15 protein-coding genes are annotated in these 17,633 nt (G+C 70.8%); 11 read left to right on the top strand and 4 right to left on the bottom strand.

Going from position 1 to position 17,633, the window contains the following annotated elements:
• Nucleotides 1–2: 2 nt before the first annotated feature.
• Together AB0L59_RS06480 and AB0L59_RS06475 are read right to left on the bottom strand one after the other, a co-directional pair.
• On the bottom strand, nt 3–1,337 hold the full coding sequence (locus AB0L59_RS06480; protein ID WP_365579969.1) for a polysialyltransferase family glycosyltransferase: 1,335 nt from the start codon (nt 1,335–1,337) through the stop codon (nt 3–5).
• Nucleotides 1,334–2,311: a glycosyltransferase family 2 protein gene (locus AB0L59_RS06475; RefSeq protein ID WP_365579967.1), complete on the bottom strand. Its 978-nt coding sequence runs from the start codon at nt 2,309–2,311 to the stop codon at nt 1,334–1,336. Before AB0L59_RS06475 ends, AB0L59_RS06480 begins: the two co-directional genes overlap by 4 nt.
• 198 nt (nt 2,312–2,509) lie before the next feature.
• Here AB0L59_RS06475 and AB0L59_RS06470 point away from each other — a divergent pair, with 198 nt between their 5' ends.
• The 4 genes from AB0L59_RS06470 to AB0L59_RS06455 are packed head-to-tail and all read left to right on the top strand — an operon-like array spanning nt 2,510 to nt 7,245.
• Nucleotides 2,510–3,832: a DUF6716 putative glycosyltransferase gene (locus tag AB0L59_RS06470; RefSeq protein WP_365579964.1), complete on the top strand. Its 1,323-nt coding sequence runs from the start codon at nt 2,510–2,512 to the stop codon at nt 3,830–3,832.
• A gap of 23 nt (nt 3,833–3,855) precedes the next feature.
• Nucleotides 3,856–5,085 carry an N-acylneuraminate cytidylyltransferase gene (locus tag AB0L59_RS06465; RefSeq protein ID WP_365579962.1) on the top strand — a complete coding sequence of 410 codons (1,230 nt, stop codon included), beginning with the start codon at nt 3,856–3,858 and terminating at the stop codon, nt 5,083–5,085.
• A 13-nt stretch (nt 5,086–5,098) separates the two neighbouring features.
• A complete protein-coding gene (locus AB0L59_RS06460) occupies nt 5,099–6,037 on the top strand; it encodes an N-acetylneuraminate synthase family protein (protein ID WP_365579960.1) in 939 nt (312 codons plus the stop codon).
• A gap of 44 nt (nt 6,038–6,081) precedes the next feature.
• Nucleotides 6,082–7,245, top strand: a complete 1,164-nt coding sequence (locus AB0L59_RS06455; RefSeq protein ID WP_365579957.1) for a hypothetical protein — start codon at nt 6,082–6,084, stop codon at nt 7,243–7,245.
• Nucleotides 7,246–7,578: 333 nt separating this feature from the next.
• On the opposite strand, the gene AB0L59_RS06450 is transcribed toward AB0L59_RS06455, so the two are convergent.
• Nucleotides 7,579–8,031, bottom strand: a complete 453-nt coding sequence (locus AB0L59_RS06450; RefSeq protein ID WP_365579954.1) for a DUF1801 domain-containing protein — start codon at nt 8,029–8,031, stop codon at nt 7,579–7,581.
• A 95-nt stretch (nt 8,032–8,126) separates the two neighbouring features.
• On the bottom strand, nt 8,127–8,828 hold the full coding sequence (locus AB0L59_RS06445) for a class I SAM-dependent methyltransferase (protein WP_365579951.1): 702 nt from the start codon (nt 8,826–8,828) through the stop codon (nt 8,127–8,129).
• A gap of 233 nt (nt 8,829–9,061) precedes the next feature.
• Here AB0L59_RS06445 and AB0L59_RS06440 point away from each other — a divergent pair, with 233 nt between their 5' ends.
• The 7 genes from AB0L59_RS06440 to AB0L59_RS06410 all read left to right on the top strand — a co-directional run bounded on the left by AB0L59_RS06440 (nt 9,062) and on the right by AB0L59_RS06410 (nt 17,585).
• Nucleotides 9,062–10,297: an amidohydrolase gene (locus AB0L59_RS06440; protein WP_365579948.1), complete on the top strand. Its 1,236-nt coding sequence runs from the start codon at nt 9,062–9,064 to the stop codon at nt 10,295–10,297.
• A 297-nt stretch (nt 10,298–10,594) separates the two neighbouring features.
• Nucleotides 10,595–11,653 (top strand): BMP family ABC transporter substrate-binding protein, encoded by a 1,059-nt coding sequence (locus tag AB0L59_RS06435; RefSeq protein ID WP_365579945.1) that lies wholly within the window; start codon nt 10,595–10,597, stop codon nt 11,651–11,653.
• A gap of 203 nt (nt 11,654–11,856) precedes the next feature.
• On the top strand, nt 11,857–13,416 hold the full coding sequence (locus AB0L59_RS06430; RefSeq protein WP_365580947.1) for an ABC transporter ATP-binding protein: 1,560 nt from the start codon (nt 11,857–11,859) through the stop codon (nt 13,414–13,416).
• Complete coding sequence (locus AB0L59_RS06425) at nt 13,413–14,540, top strand: ABC transporter permease (protein WP_365579942.1); 1,128 nt, start codon at nt 13,413–13,415, stop codon at nt 14,538–14,540. The genes AB0L59_RS06430 and AB0L59_RS06425 overlap by 4 nt, the downstream gene beginning before the upstream one ends.
• Nucleotides 14,540–15,826, top strand: a complete 1,287-nt coding sequence (locus AB0L59_RS06420; protein WP_365579939.1) for an ABC transporter permease — start codon at nt 14,540–14,542, stop codon at nt 15,824–15,826. Before AB0L59_RS06425 ends, AB0L59_RS06420 begins: the two co-directional genes overlap by 1 nt.
• Nucleotides 15,823–16,227 carry a cytidine deaminase gene (locus tag AB0L59_RS06415; RefSeq protein ID WP_365579936.1) on the top strand — a complete coding sequence of 135 codons (405 nt, stop codon included), beginning with the start codon at nt 15,823–15,825 and terminating at the stop codon, nt 16,225–16,227. The genes AB0L59_RS06420 and AB0L59_RS06415 overlap by 4 nt, the downstream gene beginning before the upstream one ends.
• An 80-nt stretch (nt 16,228–16,307) precedes the next feature.
• Nucleotides 16,308–17,585, top strand: coding sequence for a thymidine phosphorylase (locus AB0L59_RS06410; protein WP_365580946.1), 1,278 nt, complete (start codon nt 16,308–16,310; stop codon nt 17,583–17,585).
• Nucleotides 17,586–17,633 lie beyond the last annotated feature (48 nt).

Here is a 17,633-nt window from a genome sequence, read left to right as displayed (position 1 = left end):
GGTCAGCCGCGGGCGCCGCGCCGCAGGCTCCGCGCCTTCTTCGCCATCCGGCGGACCGTCGCGTTGCGCGGGATGAACGCCAGCTGGGTGGGCACCCCGCCGGGCAGGGCCAGCGAGGTCAGACGCCGGCGCTTGAAGTAGCGCAGGGTGTGCCGGTTCAGGTTCCGCGCGAGCCAGGTCTCGGCCTCGGTGCGCAGCCCCGGGTAGATCTTCGGCTGCATCGCGAAGCCCACCGCGCGGATCAGCGCGCCGAGCGCCTCGACGTCCATGCCGGTGCGCTGCTCGGTCACCGCGGCACGGTTGCCGAGGGCGGGCAGCAGCGCGTCGACGATGGTCACGGGGATCCGGTTGCTGTTCTCGTACGGGGTCAGCTGCTCCAGCAGCAGCTCGGTGCCGATCCGGGCGACGGGCAGGCCGTACAGCGCCTGCGCCGTGAGCAGGGCGGTGGAGAAGCAGCCGACGACCAGCGCGGGACTCATCCGCTGGTACAGCACCTCGGCGAGGACCGGCGTGTCGAGCACCGTCAGCTCGACCTTCAGCTTCTCCGCCTCCTGCTCCAGCGAGCGGGTGAAGCTCGCCGGGGCGGACGGGTGCGGCTTGAACACGATCTTGGTGTGGCCGAGCGCGGCCGCGCCCCGCACCATCCGCACGTGCAGGTTCTCCTCCTGCTCGGCGGTGAGGATCTCCAGCGCCGACAAGTACTGGCCGAGCAGCAGCGCGGGCTCCTCGACCTCCGGCAGCTCCACGCCGATGGGTCCGAGGTCGGCGAGCACCTTGGTGAACGCGGCCGTCGGCACGAGTTCGCCGGGTACATCGAACTCGGTGAGCAGCAGCGGCTTCAGGCCCGGCACCAGGTCCAGGTGGAGGACGCGGTCCACGCGGGTGCCGACCAGCGGGTCGATCTTGTTGCGGGTGGGGCCGTAGCTCATCAGGCCGTCGGCGTAGACCGTCACCGGGGCGCCGGTGAAGATCTGCGACAGCGCCAGGGAGGGGTTGACCTGGATCGACTCGACGGCCAACTCCACGTCGTCGTCGCCCAGTTGCCACTCGTACCGCAGGAAGCGTTCCCACAGCGGCATGTCGTCCACGCGGGGTGCCCAGCCGCCCGGGTGGAACGGGAAGATGGTCGCGTTGTACGAGATCACGTCGTCGAAGCGGTCGCGCAGCTTCTCGAACCCGGGTGCCTCGTCCAGCGCGGGCGTGGTCTCGGGCGCGGCCGCGTTGTTGCAGACCAGCAGGATCCGCCGGTCGGCCGGGCGGAAGCAGCCGGAGTCCAGGGCGGCGGCGAGCGTGGCCGTGCCGTACAGCGTCGACGCCTGGAAGATCTGGGTGGTCACGCGGCGGCCCCCGCGGAGGCGGGGCGGCGGCGCAGCCGGCGCAGCTTGCCGGCGCGCTGGAGGTCCATGGAGTCCAGCGCCTCGTCCAGCACGTCCTGCGGCATGCGCCGCAGGGCCGCGGCGCTCATGGATTTCAGTTTCTTCGCCACCGCGGGCTCGAACCTTTCGATGGATCCCAGATGATGGGAAATGATGGCGCAATAGGTACGGACGGCCTTCGGCAGCAGCTGATCGGCGTCCCGGTCCTCGGCGGTTTCCGCGATGACCTGATCGAACGCGCGAATGAAATCGAGCTGCCGGACATCACCGATCTGGGTGAGCGAGGAGGCCACTCCGCGCCGGTAGAACACACCGAGCAGGCTCACCGCGGCGAAGGATTCCGCCTCCCGGTGCAGCTTCCAGATCCACGGCCGGTCCTCGGCCGTGCGCAGCCCGTCGGTGAAGTGCAGCAGGCCCTTGTCCACCAGCCGCCGGTGGTAGACGCCCGCCCACGCGTACGCGTAGTCCACGGACGTGGACCGGTCGGCGGGCAGGATCGCCTCCCGCGGGTCCAGCACCACCCCGCGCCGGCCGACGGGCACCCGGTTCACCGTGCGGGAGCGCGCCGTGCACTGCACATGGTCGGTGCGGATGAAGTCGCAGCCCAGTTCCTCTATGGCCGTGACCAGCTGCGCGAAGTAGCCGGGGGCGAGCCAGTCGTCGCCGTCCAGGAAGGTCAGGTACTCGCCGCGCGCCCGGTCGATACCTGTGTTGCGGGCGGTCGCCAGCCCCCCGTTCTGCTCGTGCCGGACATGGACGGCCCCGGGCAGCTCGCGCTCCGCGCGCGCGAGAATCTCTGGTGTCCCGTCGCGGGAACAGTCGTCGACGAGAATGAATTCGAAGTCCTCACGCGCGTTCGCCTTCAGGCTCCTGAGCGTGTCGGAGGCGTATTGCTGCACGTTGTAGAACGGCACGATGACGGAGAGCTTGACCACGGCTTGAACGTTAGGACGAAGCCCGTCATTCGTCTTGACCGTCTGCTTGATGCTGGGTGAACGGCACGTGGCGAAGCTGTGAACCGGGCTTATTTGCTGTGCCCTGACGGCCCGATTCGCCATTCGGCGATGTGCTGTTAACCGTTTGTTGCATTCAGGTTGGGCGAAACCTCGGAATGTCTTCCTAGCGTCTTGGACGTGCCAGCAAGTGCTACGAAGTCCCTGCGGGTCGCCGTCCTCGCCGATTCGGACACCCGTTGGAAGTGGGGCGCGCTCACCGCGCAGCGCCTCGCCCCCACGGACGCAGAGATCCGGCTCGACGGCTACCTCCTGCGGGGGCGCGCCACACCGACAGCCCGGCAGCTGAAGGAGGTCGGCGTCCGGTCGGACTCGCTCCGCGAGGTCACCGGCGTCGAGTTCCTGCGTGCGATGGGCGGAGGCGCCGAGGACCGGTACGACGTCCTCATCCTCGCGCTCGTCGGCGGCGGCGTCCAGGCCGTGCTGCACGGACTGCGCGCCGCCTGGGCGGGTGCCGGCAGGCGTCCCGTCGTCGTCACCGGTTACGTCGGTGTCGTCTACGAGAAGCTCGCCGACGGACTGCTGCTGCGGCACGGCGCGGACCTGGTCCTCGCCAACTCCCGGCACGACGCGGACCGGTTCCGTGCCGTGTACGAAGGGGTGGGCGCCGACGCCTCCGCGGTCACCGAGGTCGCGCTGCCCTTCCTCGGCGGGGCGCCGTACAGCGGTGAACACGAGCCGTACACCGTCGTGTTCGCGGCCCAGCCGTCCGTCCCGGACAGCCGCAAGGACCGTACGTACCTGCTGAACCGGCTCATCGAGCACGCCCGGAAGCACCCCGACCGCGAGGTGCTGCTGAAGCTGCGCTCCAAGCCGGGCGAGCACACCACCCACATCGAGGAACTGCCGTACCAGAAGCTGGCGCAGGGCACGGACCTGCCCGCCAACTTCCGCCTGGTGTACGGCCACATGGGCGAGGTGCTGGACCGCACCGACCTGCTGGTCACGGTCAGCTCCACGGCCGCACTGGAGGCCCTGCACCGCCGTATTCCCACGGTGATCCTCACCGACCTGGGGGTGCGCGAGGTGCTCGGCAACCACCACTTCACCGGCTCCGGCTGCCTCGCCTCCTGGGACCAGCTCGACGCCGGGCACCGCCCGGCGCCGGACGCGGAGTGGGTGTCCCGGCAGGGCGTGGCCGCCGACGGATCGTACGAGACGGCCTTCGACACCGCCCGCGAGCGCATCGCCAAGCTGCTGGACCGCCCCGGCGGCCTGCCGCCCCTGAACCCCTACTACACCCCCGAGACCGCGCCCGGCTATCTGCCCGGCATCCTCGCCCGGCACCACCTCGGCCCCGACGGCGTCCCGCTGCCCGGTGCGCCCGCGGCCGACAAGGAGCCCGGACCGGTCCGCCAGATCGTGCGCCGCGCCGCGCGTGGCGCCTACCGCCACGGCGTGCAGCGGGTCGCTCCGGTGATCCGCCGGATGGGGGAGCTGTGACCTCTTTCCAAGGAGTGGACCCCATGTCGAACCCGGAAGCGGGCCAAGGCGCTGCGGTGCGCCGGGTGCTCGCGGTGATCCCCGCGCGAGGCGGCTCCAAGGGCGTGCCCGCGAAGAACCTGGCGCCCGTCGGCGGCGTCCCGTTGGTGGCCCGCGCGGTGCGCGAGTGCCGGGCGACCCGGCTGGTGACCGACGTCGTCGTCTCCACCGACGACCAGGCCATCGCCGCCGCCGCCCGGGAGGCCGGCGCCGAGGTCGTGCTGCGCCCCACCGCCATCGCCGGGGACACGGCGACCTCCGAGGCCGCGGTCCTGCACGCCATGGACGCCCACGAGGCGCTGCACGGCGCGGCGGTCGACGTGGTCCTGCTCGTGCAGTGCACCAGCCCGTTCATCGTCCGTGAGGACATCGACGGGGTGGCCGGCGCGGTCGTGGAGAACGGCGCGGACACCGCCGTCACCGTGGCCCCCTTCCACGGCTTCATCTGGCGCGAGGCCGACGTGGAGGCCGAGGGCGGGGTGGGCGTCAACCACGACAAGTCCTTCCGCCCGCGCCGCCAGGACCGCCCCCAGGACTTCCTGGAGACCGGCGCCGCCTACGCCATGGACGCGGCCGGCTTCCGCAAGCACCAGCACCGCTTCTTCGGCCGGACGGAACTCGTCCGCACCGACCCCGCGCGGGTCCTGGAGATCGACGACCCGCACGACCTGGCCCGCGCCCGCGCGCTGGCCCCCCTCTTCGACGCGGACCGCCCCGGTTCGCTGCCGACCGCCGACGACATCGACGCGGTGGTACTGGACTTCGACGGCACCCAGACCGACGACCGGGTGCTGATCGACTCCGACGGACGGGAGTTCGTCTCCGTGCACCGCGGCGACGGACTCGGCATCGCGGCCCTGCGCAGGAGCGGCCTGAAGATGCTGATCCTGTCCACGGAACAGAACCCTGTGGTCGCCGCCCGTGCCCGGAAGCTGAAGCTTCCCGTCCTGCACGGCATCGACCGCAAGGACCTCGCGCTGAAGCAGTGGTGCGAGGAGCAGGGCATCGCGCCGGAGCGCGTGCTCTACGTCGGCAACGACGTCAACGACCTGCCGTGCTTCGCCCTCGTCGGCTGGCCCGTGGCGGTCGCAAGCGCTCACGACGTCGTACGCGGCGCCGCACGCGCGGTCACCACCGTCCCCGGCGGTGACGGCGCGATCCGAGAGATCGCCAGCTGGATCCTCGGCCCCTCTCTCGATTCCCTCCCCAAGTAAGGACATCCCCCTGATGAGCACCAACTCCCGTCTGCGTACGTTCGGTTCCCGCGAGGTCGGCCCCGGCAAGCCCGTCTACATCTGCGGCGAGATCGGCATCAACCACAACGGTGAGCTGGAGAACGCCTTCAAGCTGATCGACGTGGCCGCCGAGGCCGGCTGCGACGCCGTCAAGTTCCAGAAGCGCACCCCGGAGATCTGCACCCCGCGCGACCAGTGGGACATCGAGCGCGACACCCCCTGGGGCCGGATGACCTACATCGACTACCGCCACCGCGTGGAGTTCGGTGAGGACGAGTACCGCCAGATCGACGAGTACTGCAAGGAGAAGGGGATCGACTGGTTCGCCTCCCCGTGGGACACCGAGGCCGTCGCCTTCCTGGAGAAGTTCGACGTCCCGGCCCACAAGGTGGCCTCCGCGTCCCTCACCGACGACGAGCTGCTGCGCGCCCTGCGCGCCACGGGCCGCTCGGTCATCCTCTCCACCGGCATGTCCACCCCGAAGCAGATCCGCCACGCGGTCGAGGTCCTCGGCTCGGACAACATCCTCATGTGCCACGCCACGTCCACCTACCCGGCGAAGGCCGAGGAGCTGAACCTCCGCGTGATCAACACGCTGGAGAAGGAGTTCCCGAACGTCCCGATCGGCTACTCCGGCCACGAGACGGGCCTGCAGACCACGCTGGCCGCCGTTGCCCTCGGCGCCACCTTCGTCGAGCGTCACATCACCCTGGACCGCGCGATGTGGGGCTCCGACCAGGCCGCCTCCGTCGAGCCGCAGGGCCTCACGCGCCTGGTGCGCGACATCCGCACCATCGAGGCCTCCCTCGGTGACGGCGTCAAGAAGGTCTACGACTCCGAGCTCGGCCCGATGAAGAAGCTGCGCCGCGTCGCCGGTGTCGTGGCCGAGGCGGAGATCGCGGCGGCGGCCGGCGAGCCGGTCACCGTCTGAGCACTGGTCTCTTGACTCCCTTAGGACGGGACGGTCGTACGCCGATGAGCCCCCGCGCCGGTCGAGCCGGCCACCCTCTCCGCACGCTCGCCTTCGTGGAGAGCCCGGTCCAGCTGCTGAACGTGCTGGAGTGGGCGCATCTGCACGGCCTGCGCACGGAGCCGGACCCGCTGCCGGGCGCGGACCCGCTGCCGTCCGTGCCCGCGCAGGTGCGGCGGACGGTGGCCGGCGACTCGCCGCAGGCCGGCGCGGGGCTCACGGTGGTCGTCCTGTCCCCGACCGACCCCATGACCCGGGGCCAGCTGCGCCGCATGGCGGACCTGGCCCGGGACGAGGGGTACCGGGTGCGCTGGGAGGAGGCGCGGGGCGGCCCCGCCGCGCCCTTCTCGACGATCGGCGGCCTGGCGGGCTCGCTCCGCCGGGCCGACCGGATCGTGATGGGCGACCCGTTCTCGCGTTACGTACAGCTGCTGTTGACGATCACCAAGGCGCGCGAGCTGGTGGTCGTGGACGACGGCACGGCGACGATGGAGTTCGTCGCCCAGCTGGCCCGGGGCGAGCGGCTGGTCCGCTGGCACCGCAAGGGCGGCCGCCCCGGGGCGCGGGACCTGCTCTTCGCTCCGGTCTCCTCCTCGGCCCGCCGCCGGCTGACGCCGAGCGCCCGCCGCCGGGTGGAGGTCTTCTCCTCCATGCCGGTGACGGAGACGCCGGCCGGCGTGACGGTCACGGCGAACGACTTCTCCTGGACCCGGGCCCGCTTCGGCCCGCCGCGCATCACCAAGGGCGCGGACATGGTCGGCACCTCCCTGGTGGAGACGGGAGTCGTGGACGGCGACCGCTATCTGGAGGCCGTCCGCACCCTCGCCAAGACCCACGGCGCGGCCCGCTACTTCGCGCACCGCCGGGAGAGCGCGGAAAAACTGCACCGGCTGGCCGCCGAGACCGGCCTGGAGATAGTCCGCCCGGACCTCCCCCTGGAACTGATCGCCCGCCGAGGCCCGATCGGCCGTACGATCCTCAGCTTCCCGTCGACGGTCGTCCACACCCTGCCGCTGGCACTGGCGGGCACGGGCGTACGGGTGGCGGTGTGCGACATCGACCCCTCGTGGCTGACGGAGAACGCCTCGCCGCGCGCCCAGGGGTTCCTGTCGGGCGTGACCGGCACCGCACGCGACGTCCACCGGCTGGCTGCGGTGAGCCCGGCCTAGCCGGCCTCCGCGGCCTGGCCGGCCGCGGGGGAGGCAGGGCGCCGGCCGGCCGCGGGCCGAGCACGCTGACGGCGCCGGGTCAGGCCGTTTCTTCCCCGGCCTCCACCGCGGCCGTGATCGCGGTCTGTACACGTCGACGACCTGGTCCACCGTCCGGTCGGTGCGCCGCGAGGTCGGCGACGGAGAGATTCGGTGACCGCGATCCCCGAGACACTCCGAGGACCCGGTGGAGCTGTTCGCCGCCGAGTGACGAGTGGCCGTTGGGCCGCTCGCTGCTCGGTCGGTGTCGTGCCCGAGCGAGCGACCCGGATGGCGGTGGGCCGAGGCCTGTCCTCAGCCGGCCGCGCGCTTCACCAGCTCGGCGATGCGGTCCTCCACCTCGGCTGTCACCTCGGTCAGCGCGAAGCCGGCCGGCCACATCGCGCCCTCGTCCAGCCGGGCCTGGTCGCTGAAGCCGAGCGTGGCGTAGCGCGACTTGAACTTCTCGGCGGGCTGGAAGTGGCAGACGATCTTGCCGTTCAGCGCGTAGGCCGGCATTCCGTACCAGAGCTTCGGCGCGAGGGACGGGGCCGTGGTGGTGATCACGGCGTGGACGCGCTCGGCCATGATCCGGTCCGAGTCCCCCATCTCGGCGATCTTCGCGAGCACGTCCGCCGCCGCCTGTGCCGCCTTCTCGGCGGCCGAGGTGCGGCGGGCCGCCGTCTTCAGCTCCCGGGCGTGCTCCTTCATCGCGGCCCGCTCCTCGGCCGTGAACCCCTCGTACGCGCTGCTGTCGGTGCCCGTCATGGCAGATTCCCCCCTGAAATCCTGAGCAGATCCCCGAGCCCGGATCTTGGAGGGACTGTATCCCCGCCCACCGACAAGGGCACCGGGAACGACGATTACGCCTTACGGACCAGCACGAACCCGCGTGCCCGGATCTCCTCCGCGGTCGGCTCGCGCCGTACCGTCGCCACCAGGGTCAGGCCCGCCTCCGTGAGCAGCTCGGTGATCCGTTCCGGGGTGCGCCAGTAGTAGTCGAGGTCGATCTCGTGGCCGAAGCGTTCCGGCAGATGGGCGTGGCCGGGCTCGGTCCCGGTCTGGAAGGCGAGGAGGGCGTGGCCGCCGGGCCGCAGCGTGCGGTGGAACTCGGCGAAGGCCTTCGGCAGGTGGGTGTCGGGGACGTGGATCGTCGAGTACAGGGCGAGGATGCCGCCGAGGCCGGCGTCCGGCAGGTCCAGGGACGTCATGGAACCGATGTGGAAGCGCAGCCGCGGGTAGGCGGCGCGGGCCAGGGCCACCATGGCGGGGGAGAGGTCCACGCCGAAGCACGGGACCCCCAGCTCGTCGAGGAGCGCGGTGACGTGGCCGGGGCCGCTGCCCAGGTCGGCCACGGGGGCCGTGCCGTGCCCCGTGACCAGCTCGGCGAAGGCGGTGATCAGACTGCGGTCCAGGGGGTGCCAGCCGCCGGCCGGGAACTGGGCCGTGTAGTCCTTGGCGATCGCGTCGTAGGAGGTGCGTGTCGCCCGGAGGAAGGCCTCGGTCCCGTCGGCGAGGGACGTCTCGGCGGGTGTGGTGAGGGTGGTCTCGGTCGCGTCGGTCACGGGTGTGGACCCTATCGGCGGGGAGCGCGGGACGCGGTCCGGTTCGTGGACATGGCGAGCGTGAGGGCCCTGAGCCGTGGTATGCGTGGAGGAGGAAGCAAAGGTTTTACCCATCAGAGTCCGCCGCCAAGCGTCCGACGGTCAGATTTTCTTCCCCTAACGGGCTGAACTTTTGTTGATCGAGGGGTAGTTGACCAGCCGGGCGTCCTACCCTTCAGAGGGTGAAGCAATTGATGTCCCTAGAGTCCGAGGCCGGCCTCGCGGGGGATGTGCTCCCCGGCGTGCTGAGCGAAGCCCTGCACGCCGAACTCGTCGCCTTCCGTCGCGACTTGCACATGCACCCTGAGCTGGGCAATCAGGAGTTCCGTACGACCGCCGCGATCAAGGAGCGGCTCGAGCAGGCGGGGCTTCGGCCCCGGGTGCTCGCAACGGGAACCGGACTCGTGTGTGACATCGGCGTCGCGGAGGGTGAGCGGCCGGCCGTACCGCTGCTCGCGCTGCGCGCGGACATCGACGCCCTGCCCATCCCGGACACCAAGAACGACTGTCCGTATCGGTCGACCGTGCCGGACCGGGCCCATGCCTGCGGCCATGACGTGCACACGACCGTGGTGCTCGGCGCCGGGCTGGTCCTCGCCGACCTGCACGCCAAGGGCCTGCTGCCCCGGCCGGTGCGGCTGCTCTTCCAGGCCGCCGAGGAGGTGCTGCCCGGCGGTGCCCTGGACGCCATCGAGGACGGGGCCCTGGCCGGGGTCGAGCGGATCCTCGCGGTGCACTGCGACCCCCGGGTCGACGCCGGGAGGATCGGCCTGCGGCACGGCGCGATCACGTCCGCCTGCGACCGGCTGGAGATCGCCCTGGACGGGCCCGGCGGGCACACCGCCCGGCCGCATCTGACCACCGATCTCGTCACCGCCGCCGGGCGGGTCGCCGTCGACGTGCCCGCGCTGATCGCCCGCCGCGTCGACACCCGGGCCGGGCTGGCGCTGACCTGGGGCCGGATCGAGTCGGGCCACGCGCCGAACGTGATCCCGCAGCACGCCGAGCTGTCTGGCACCGTGCGCTGCCTGGACCTGGAGACCTGGCGGCAGGCCCCCGACATCGTGCACGCGGCCATCGACGAGGTCGCCACCATGCACCGCGCCAAGTCCGAGATCACCTATGTGCGCGGGGTGCCCCCGGTCGTGAACGAACGGGAGTCCACCGAACTCCTCCGCCGGGCGATGGCCGCACGCCGTGGCCGGGACTCCGTCGAGAGCACCGAGCAGAGCCTGGGCGGCGAGGACTTCTCCTGGTACCTGGAGCAGGTGCCCGGCGCCCTGGCCCGGCTAGGCGTCCGCCGGCCCGGCGAGCGCACCGTGCGCGATCTTCACCAGGGTGATTTCGACGCGGACGAGCACGCGATCACGGTCGGCGTGGAACTGTTCACGGCGGCGGCCTTCCTGGAGCCGAGGGGCGACCAGGGCTGATCGTGCGGCCCCCGAGGCACCCCTTGCCGGGGGCTCGGGGGCCCTTCGCCGGGCGGCGCAACATACTCGTAAGCCATTCGTACGCGGGGCGGAACAACGCCGTGAGAGGGCTGAGAGTCCGAGTTCAGATGCTGTTTGCCTCGAATCGATAACGGCTTCGCGAGAGGGTTTTTTGCGACATCTACGCGCGTTACGATGCCGCGAAGCCGACGCCGCCGGGGCGTTTCGGCTCGAGCACTGACATGGTGCTCACATCAAGCGCCGACACGGCGCTCAGGTCAGGTGAAGGAGCCTCCCGTGCGCCGGGTAGCCAAGCTTTCCGCTGCGGCAATCGCCACCGCAGCTCTCGCCGTGACTGCCACCGCGTGTGGCAGCACGTCCTCCGACAACAACGCCTCGTCCTCCCCCTCGGGCGGCGCCAAGGGCGGCATCAAGATCGGTCTCGCCTACGACGTCGGCGGCCGTGGTGACCGCTCCTTCAACGACTCCGCCGCGCGCGGTGCCGACAAGGCCGAGAAGGAGTTCGGCGGTTCCATCAAGGAGCTGACCGCGAAGACCTCGGACACCGAGGCCGACCGCGAGCAGCGGCTGTCGGACCTGGCGCAGGCCGGTTACAACCCGGTCGTGGCGGTCGGTTTCTCCTACGCCTCCTCCATGGAGAAGGTCGCCAAGCAGTTCCCGAAGACCAGCTTCGGCATCGTCGACTCGGTCGTGAACGCGCCGAACGTCAACAGCATCACCTTCACCGAGGAGCAGGGCTCCTACCTGGCCGGTGTCGCCGCGGCACTGAAGACCAAGGTCAAGCACGTCGGCTTCGTCGGCGGTGTCGACACCCCGCTGATCAAGAAGTTCGAGGCGGGCTACGTCCAGGGCGTCCACGACACGAACCCCAAGGTCAAGGTCGACGTCCAGTACCTGAGCCACGGCACCGACCTGTCCGGCTTCTCCAGCCCCGACAAGGGCAAGGAGGCCGCGCAGGGCATGCTGGACAACGGCGCCGACGTCGTCTACACGGCGGCCGGCTCCTCCGGCAACGGCGCGATCGAGGCCGTCAACGGCAAGAAGGGCGCCTGGGCCATCGGCGTCGACTCGGACCAGTACAACATCCCGGGTCTGGCCAAGTACAAGAGCTCGATCCTGACCTCGATGGTCAAGAACGTCGACGTCGGTGTGTACGACTTCATCAAGTCGGTCCACGACGGCAAGCCGCTGGCCGGCAACAACGTCTACTCGCTCGCCAAGAACGGTGTGTCGCTGGCCACCAGCGGCGGCTTCATCGACGACATCCAGCCCAAGCTGGACGCGGCGAAGAAGAAGATCATCGACGGCCAGATCAAGGTCAAGACCACCCCGTGACCTGACCGGTCCGGCCGGTTTGTCGACCTGACGAATCCGGCCGGTCTCCCGGAGTGAGGCTCGGCGCGGGGGCGCCCTCGGATGCCCCCCGCCGAGCCATAACAATGTGTCAACTCTACGCGTGTAGCGCTGAGTTGCCGCGCTAGCGTCGCCGACGCCTGCCACCTCCCCCACGCAGCCCCTTTCCCCGAGGAGAGTGCGCCATCAACGCGTCCAGCCCTCCCGCTGCCGTCGAACTGCGCGGCATCACCAAGCGTTTCCCCGGCGTCGTCGCCAACCGCGACATCGACATCACGGTCCGCACGGGCACCGTCCACGCCCTGTGCGGTGAGAACGGCGCCGGCAAGTCCACCCTGATGAAGATCCTCTACGGCATGCAGCAGCCCGACGAGGGCACGATCACGGTCAACGGGGAGCAGGTCGTCCTGCACAACCCCGGCGACGCCATCGCCCTCGGCATCGGCATGGTGCACCAGCACTTCATGCTCGCCGACAACCTCACCGTCCTCGAGAACGTCGTCCTCGGCGCGGAGAAGCTGCACGGCATCGGCGGCAAGGCCCGCGCCCGCATCAAGGAGATCTCCGACGCCTACAGCCTGAACGTCCGCCCGGACGTGCTCGTGGAGGAGCTGGGTGTCGCCGACCGCCAGCGCGTGGAGATCCTCAAGGTCCTCTACCGCGGCGCCAAGACCCTCATCCTGGACGAGCCGACCGCCGTACTCGTGCCGCAGGAGGTCGACGCGCTCTTCGACAACCTGCGTGAGCTGAAGGCCGAGGGACTCACCGTCATCTTCATCTCCCACAAGCTGGGCGAGGTGCTGTCCGTCGCCGACGAGATCACCGTCATCCGGCGCGGCACCACGGTCGGCACGGTCGAGCCGCGGGGCACCACCCCCAAGCAGCTCGCCGAGCTGATGGTGGGCAGCGAGCTGCCCACCCCGGAGACCGCGGAGTCCACCGTCACGGACATCGCCATGCTGAAGGTGGAGGGGCTGCATCTCGCGCAGACCGACCTCGAGGGCATCGAGCGGATCATCCTGGACCAGATCTCCTTCACCATCCACAAGGGCGAGGTCCTGGGCATCGCCGGCGTGGAGGGCAACGGCCAGTCCGAGCTGGTCGAGGCGATCATGGGCATGCGTCACCCGGACGCCGGCGTCGTCACCCTCGACGGCACCGACATCTCCCAGACCCCCACCCGCGACCGCCGCGAGGCCGGCATCGGCTACATCCCCGAGGACCGCCACCGCCACGGCCTGCTGCTGGAAGCCCCGCTGTGGGAGAACCGCATCCTCGGCCACGTCACCGAGAAGCCCAACGCGCGCGGCGGACTGCTCGACATCAAGGCTGCCCGCGCCGACACCGAGCGGATCGTGCAGGCGTACGACGTCCGCACCCCCGGTATCGACGTCACCGCGGCCTCGCTGTCCGGCGGCAACCAGCAGAAGCTGATCGTCGGCCGCGAGATGAGCCACAACCCCAAGCTGCTCATCGCCGCCCACCCGACGCGCGGTGTGGACGTCGGCGCGCAGGCCGCGATCTGGGACTACATCCGCGAGGCCCGCCGCGAGGGGCTGGCCGTGCTGCTGATCTCCGCCGACCTCGACGAGCTGATCGGCCTCTCCGACACCCTGCGGGTGATGTACCGCGGCCGCCTGGTCGCCGACGCCGACCCCGCCACCATCACCCCCGAAGAGCTGGGCTCCGCCATGACGGGTGCGGCCACCGGCCACCTGGAGCACACAGAGGACGACGAGCGATGAACAAGCTGACCTCACGGATCGACAAGGAGCGGCTGCTCCTCGGCATCGCCGCGCCGGTGCTCGCGGTCGTCGCCGCGCTCGTCGTCACCGCCCTGGTGATCGCCGCGACCGGGAAGAACCCCGGTCCCGCCTTCAACGACATGGTGACCTACGGCTTCGCCAGCGACAGCCAGGTCTACATCCTCAACAAGGCGACGACGTACTACCTGGCGGGTGTCTCGGTGGCCATCGGCTTCCGGATGAACCTGTTCAACATCGGTGTCGACGGCCAGTACCGGCTCGCCGCGTTCTTCGCCGCCGTCCTCGGCGGGGCGCTGACCGTGCCCGGCTGGCTCGCCATCCCGCTGATCATGATCTGCGCCATGGCGACCGGCGCCCTGTGGGCGGGCATCGCCGGTGTCCTGAAGGTGACCCGGGGCGTCAGCGAGGTCATCTCGACCATCATGCTGAACTCGATCGCCACCGCGATCATCGCGTACCTGCTGCAGCCCGGAAAGCTGGCCCAGCTCTACCAGGGCGGCACCGTCGTGGCCACCAAGCCGCTGCCGGCGGCCTCGCAGTTCTTCAGCATCAACACGGGCCCGGCCGGTGAGCTGTGGGGCTTCATCTTCATCGCCGCGGCCGTCGGCATCGCCTACTGGTTCGTGCTCGGCCGCACCCGCTTCGGCTTCGACCTGCGCACCGTCGGCCAGTCCGAGAGCGCGGCCGCCGCGAGCGGTGTGTCGGTGAAGAAGATGATCGCCACCAGCATGATCATCTCGGGTGCGGTGGCCGGCCTCATCGGCATGCCGACCCTGCTCAACGACAGCTACCAGTACAGCACCGACTTCCCGACGGGCATCGGCTTCACCGGCATCGCCATCGCGCTGCTCGGCCGAAACAACCCGATCGGCATCGCGCTCGGCGCCCTGCTCTGGGGCTACCTGGAGCGCACCACCAACCACCTGGAGTTCCAGGGCTACGACAAGGAGATCCTTGGCGTCATCCAGGGCGTCATCGTCCTGTGCGTCGTGATCGCCTACGAGGTCGTGCGCCGCTACGGCCTCAGGCGCCAGCAGCAGAAGGTCGGCGCCGAACTCGCCGCGCAGGCCGCCGCCCCGACGAAGAAGCAGGAGGTGGCGTGATGACTGCCACGATGACCGACGCGCCGCCGCCCGCGGCGCCCAAGGCGGCGGGCGCGCCGCAGCGCTCGGGCCGCTCCTTCGGCCAGATCCTCCTGCTCGTGGCGGGTGCGCTGCTGCTCCTGGCCGCGGTCCGCATGATCACGGGTTCCCAGCAGCTCGACTCCGCGGGGCAGGTCAGCGCCGCGCTCGGTCTCGCCGTACCGATCGGTCTCGCCGGTCTCGCCGGTCTGTGGTCCGAGCGGTCCGGCGTGGTCAACATCGGCCTCGAGGGCATGATGATCCTCGGCACCTTCGGCGCCGGATGGGTCGGCTGGCAGTCCAGCCCCTGGCTCGGTCTGCTGGCCGGTATCGGCTTCGGCGTCCTCGGCGGCCTGCTGCACGCCGTCGCCACCGTGACCTTCGGCGTGGACCACATCGTCTCCGGTGTCGCGATCAACCTGCTCGCGCTCGGCGCCACCCAGTACCTCGCCAAGCTCTTCTTCGCGGGCGGCGCGGCGGCGAACGCGGGCGGCAATCCCAAGCAGTCGCCGCCGGTCGACTCGCTGCCGCAGGTCACCGTGCCCGGCCTGTCCGACGGTCTGCAGTCCCTGGAGAACCACCACTGGTTCCTGATCTCCGATCTCGCCGGCATCCTCGGCGGCCTGATCACCGACCTGTCCGTGATCACGATCCTGGCCGCGCTGCTGTTCGTCGGCAGCTGGTGGCTGCTGTGGCGCACCCCGTTCGGTCTGCGGCTGCGCTCCTGCGGCGAGAACCCGACGGCCGCCGAGTCCCTCGGCGTCAACGTGTACAAGTACAAGTACGCGGCCGTGGCCGTCTCCGGCGGCCTCGCCGGCCTCGGCGGCGCCTTCCTCGCGCTGGTCACCTCGCACACCTACCTGGAGGGGCAGACCGGCGGCCGCGGTTACATCGGCCTCGCGGCCATGATCTTCGGCAACTGGCGTCCGGGCGGCCTCGCGATGGGCGCGGGCCTGTTCGGCTACTCCGACGCGCTCCAGCTGCGCAACGGCGGTACGACCGTCCACGCGCTGCTGCTCCTGCTGGTGATCCTGCTCGTCGTGCTGGCAGGCTGGAAGCTGTACCGCACGTCGGTGTGGCAGGGCGCGGTCAGCCTGATCGTGGCCGCGCTGGTCCTGGTGTGGTACCTGGTCACCGACGAGGTGCCGAGCGACTTCGTGGGCGCCACCCCGTACGTCGTCACCCTGCTGGTGCTGTCCCTGTCGGCGCAGCGCCTGCGGATGCCGAAGGCGGACGGCATGCGCTACCGGAAGGGTCAGGGCAAGTGACGCGGAAAGCCGCCGAGTTCGACTGGGGGGCCCTGCGGGAGGTGGCGCGGGAGGCTATGTCCCACGCGTACGCCCCCTACTCCGGCTTCCCGGTCGGCGTGGCGGCCCGCGTCGACGACGGCCGCACGGTCACCGGCTGCAACGTGGAGAACGCCTCCTACGGCCTCGGCCTGTGCGCCGAGTGCGGTCTGGTCTCGGACCTGCAGCGCACGGGCGGCGGCCGCCTGACGCACTTCACCTGCGTCGACGGCACCGGCGGCCTGCTGGTGCCCTGCGGCCGCTGCCGCCAGCTGCTGTACGAGTTCGGCGGCCCGGGCCTCCTCCTGGACACCCCCGCGGGCGTCCTGAAGCTGTCCGAGATGCTGCCCCAGGCCTTCGGCCCGGACCATCTCACCAAGTAATGCCGTACGGCCCCCCTGCCCCGCTCGCAGGGGGGCCGCACACTTCGCACCTCCCGGAAGGAACCACACCCGCCATGGCCATGGACGCCATCTCCGTGATCCGCACCAAGCGGGACCGCGGCGAGCTGACCGACGAGCAGATCGACTGGGTCATCGACGCCTACACCCGCGGCGAGGTCGCCGACGAGCAGATGTCCGCGCTCGCCATGGCGATCCTGCTCAACGGCATGAACCGCCGCGAGATCGCCCGCTGGACGGCGGCCATGATCGCGTCCGGTGAGCGCATGGACTTCTCGTCCCTGTCCCGCCCGACCGCGGACAAGCACTCGACCGGCGGCGTCGGCGACAAGATCACGCTGCCGCTGGCCCCGCTGGTCGCCGCCTGCGGCGCGGCCGTCCCGCAGCTCTCCGGCCGCGGCCTCGGCCACACCGGCGGCACCCTGGACAAGCTGGAGTCCATCCCCGGCTGGCGCGCCCTGCTCTCCAACGAGGAGATGCTGAACGTCCTGGACACCACGGGCGCGGTGATCTGCGCGGCGGGCGACGGCCTGGCTCCGGCGGACAAGAAGCTGTACGCGCTGCGGGACGTCACCGGCACGGTCGAGGCGATCCCGCTGATCGCCTCCTCGATCATGTCGAAGAAGATCGCGGAGGGCACCGGCTCCCTGGTCCTGGACGTGAAGGTCGGCACCGGCGCCTTCATGAAGACGATCGAGGACGCGCGCGAGCTCGCCTCGACGATGGTCGGCCTGGGCACCGACCACGGCGTGAGGACGGTGGCCCTCCTGACGGACATGTCCACCCCGCTCGGCCTGACCGCGGGCAACGCCCTGGAGGTCCGCGAGTCGGTGGAGGTCCTGGCGGGCGGCGGCCCGGCGGACGTGGTCGAGCTGACTCTGGCGCTGGCCAGGGAGATGCTGGACGCGGCCGGGCTGAAGGACGCCGACCCGGCGAAGGCCCTGGCCGACGGCTCGGCGATGGACGTCTGGCGCCGGATGATCACGGCCCAGGGCGGCGACCCGGACGCCGTGCTGCCCACCTCGAAGGAACAGCACGTGATCAAGGCGCCCGCCTCCGGTGTCCTCACCCGCCTCGACGCCTACGACATCGGCGTCGCCGCCTGGCGCCTGGGCGCCGGCCGCGCCCGCAAGGAGGACCCGGTGCAGGCGGGCGCGGGCGTCGAGATGCACGCCAAGCCGGGCGACACGGTGACGGAGGGCCAGCCGCTCCTCACCCTCCACACGGACACCCCCGAGCGCTTCGAGTACGCCCTGCAGGCGGTGGAGGGTTCCTACGACATCGCGGCGGCGGGCACGGAGTTCCAGGCGACGCCGGTGGTGCTCGAACGTATCGCCTGACCAGGGGATTTCTCTTCCGGGTGGACGGGATCGGTGGACCGCCGCCGG

The sequence above is a fragment of the Streptomyces sp. NPDC052109 genome, from assembly GCF_040680195.1.
In the GTDB taxonomy this organism is placed as follows: Bacteria; Actinomycetota; Actinomycetes; order Streptomycetales; family Streptomycetaceae; genus Streptomyces.
The sequence above is the reverse complement of the archived record's forward strand: the minus strand, read 5'-3'. Positions and strand labels throughout refer to the sequence as shown.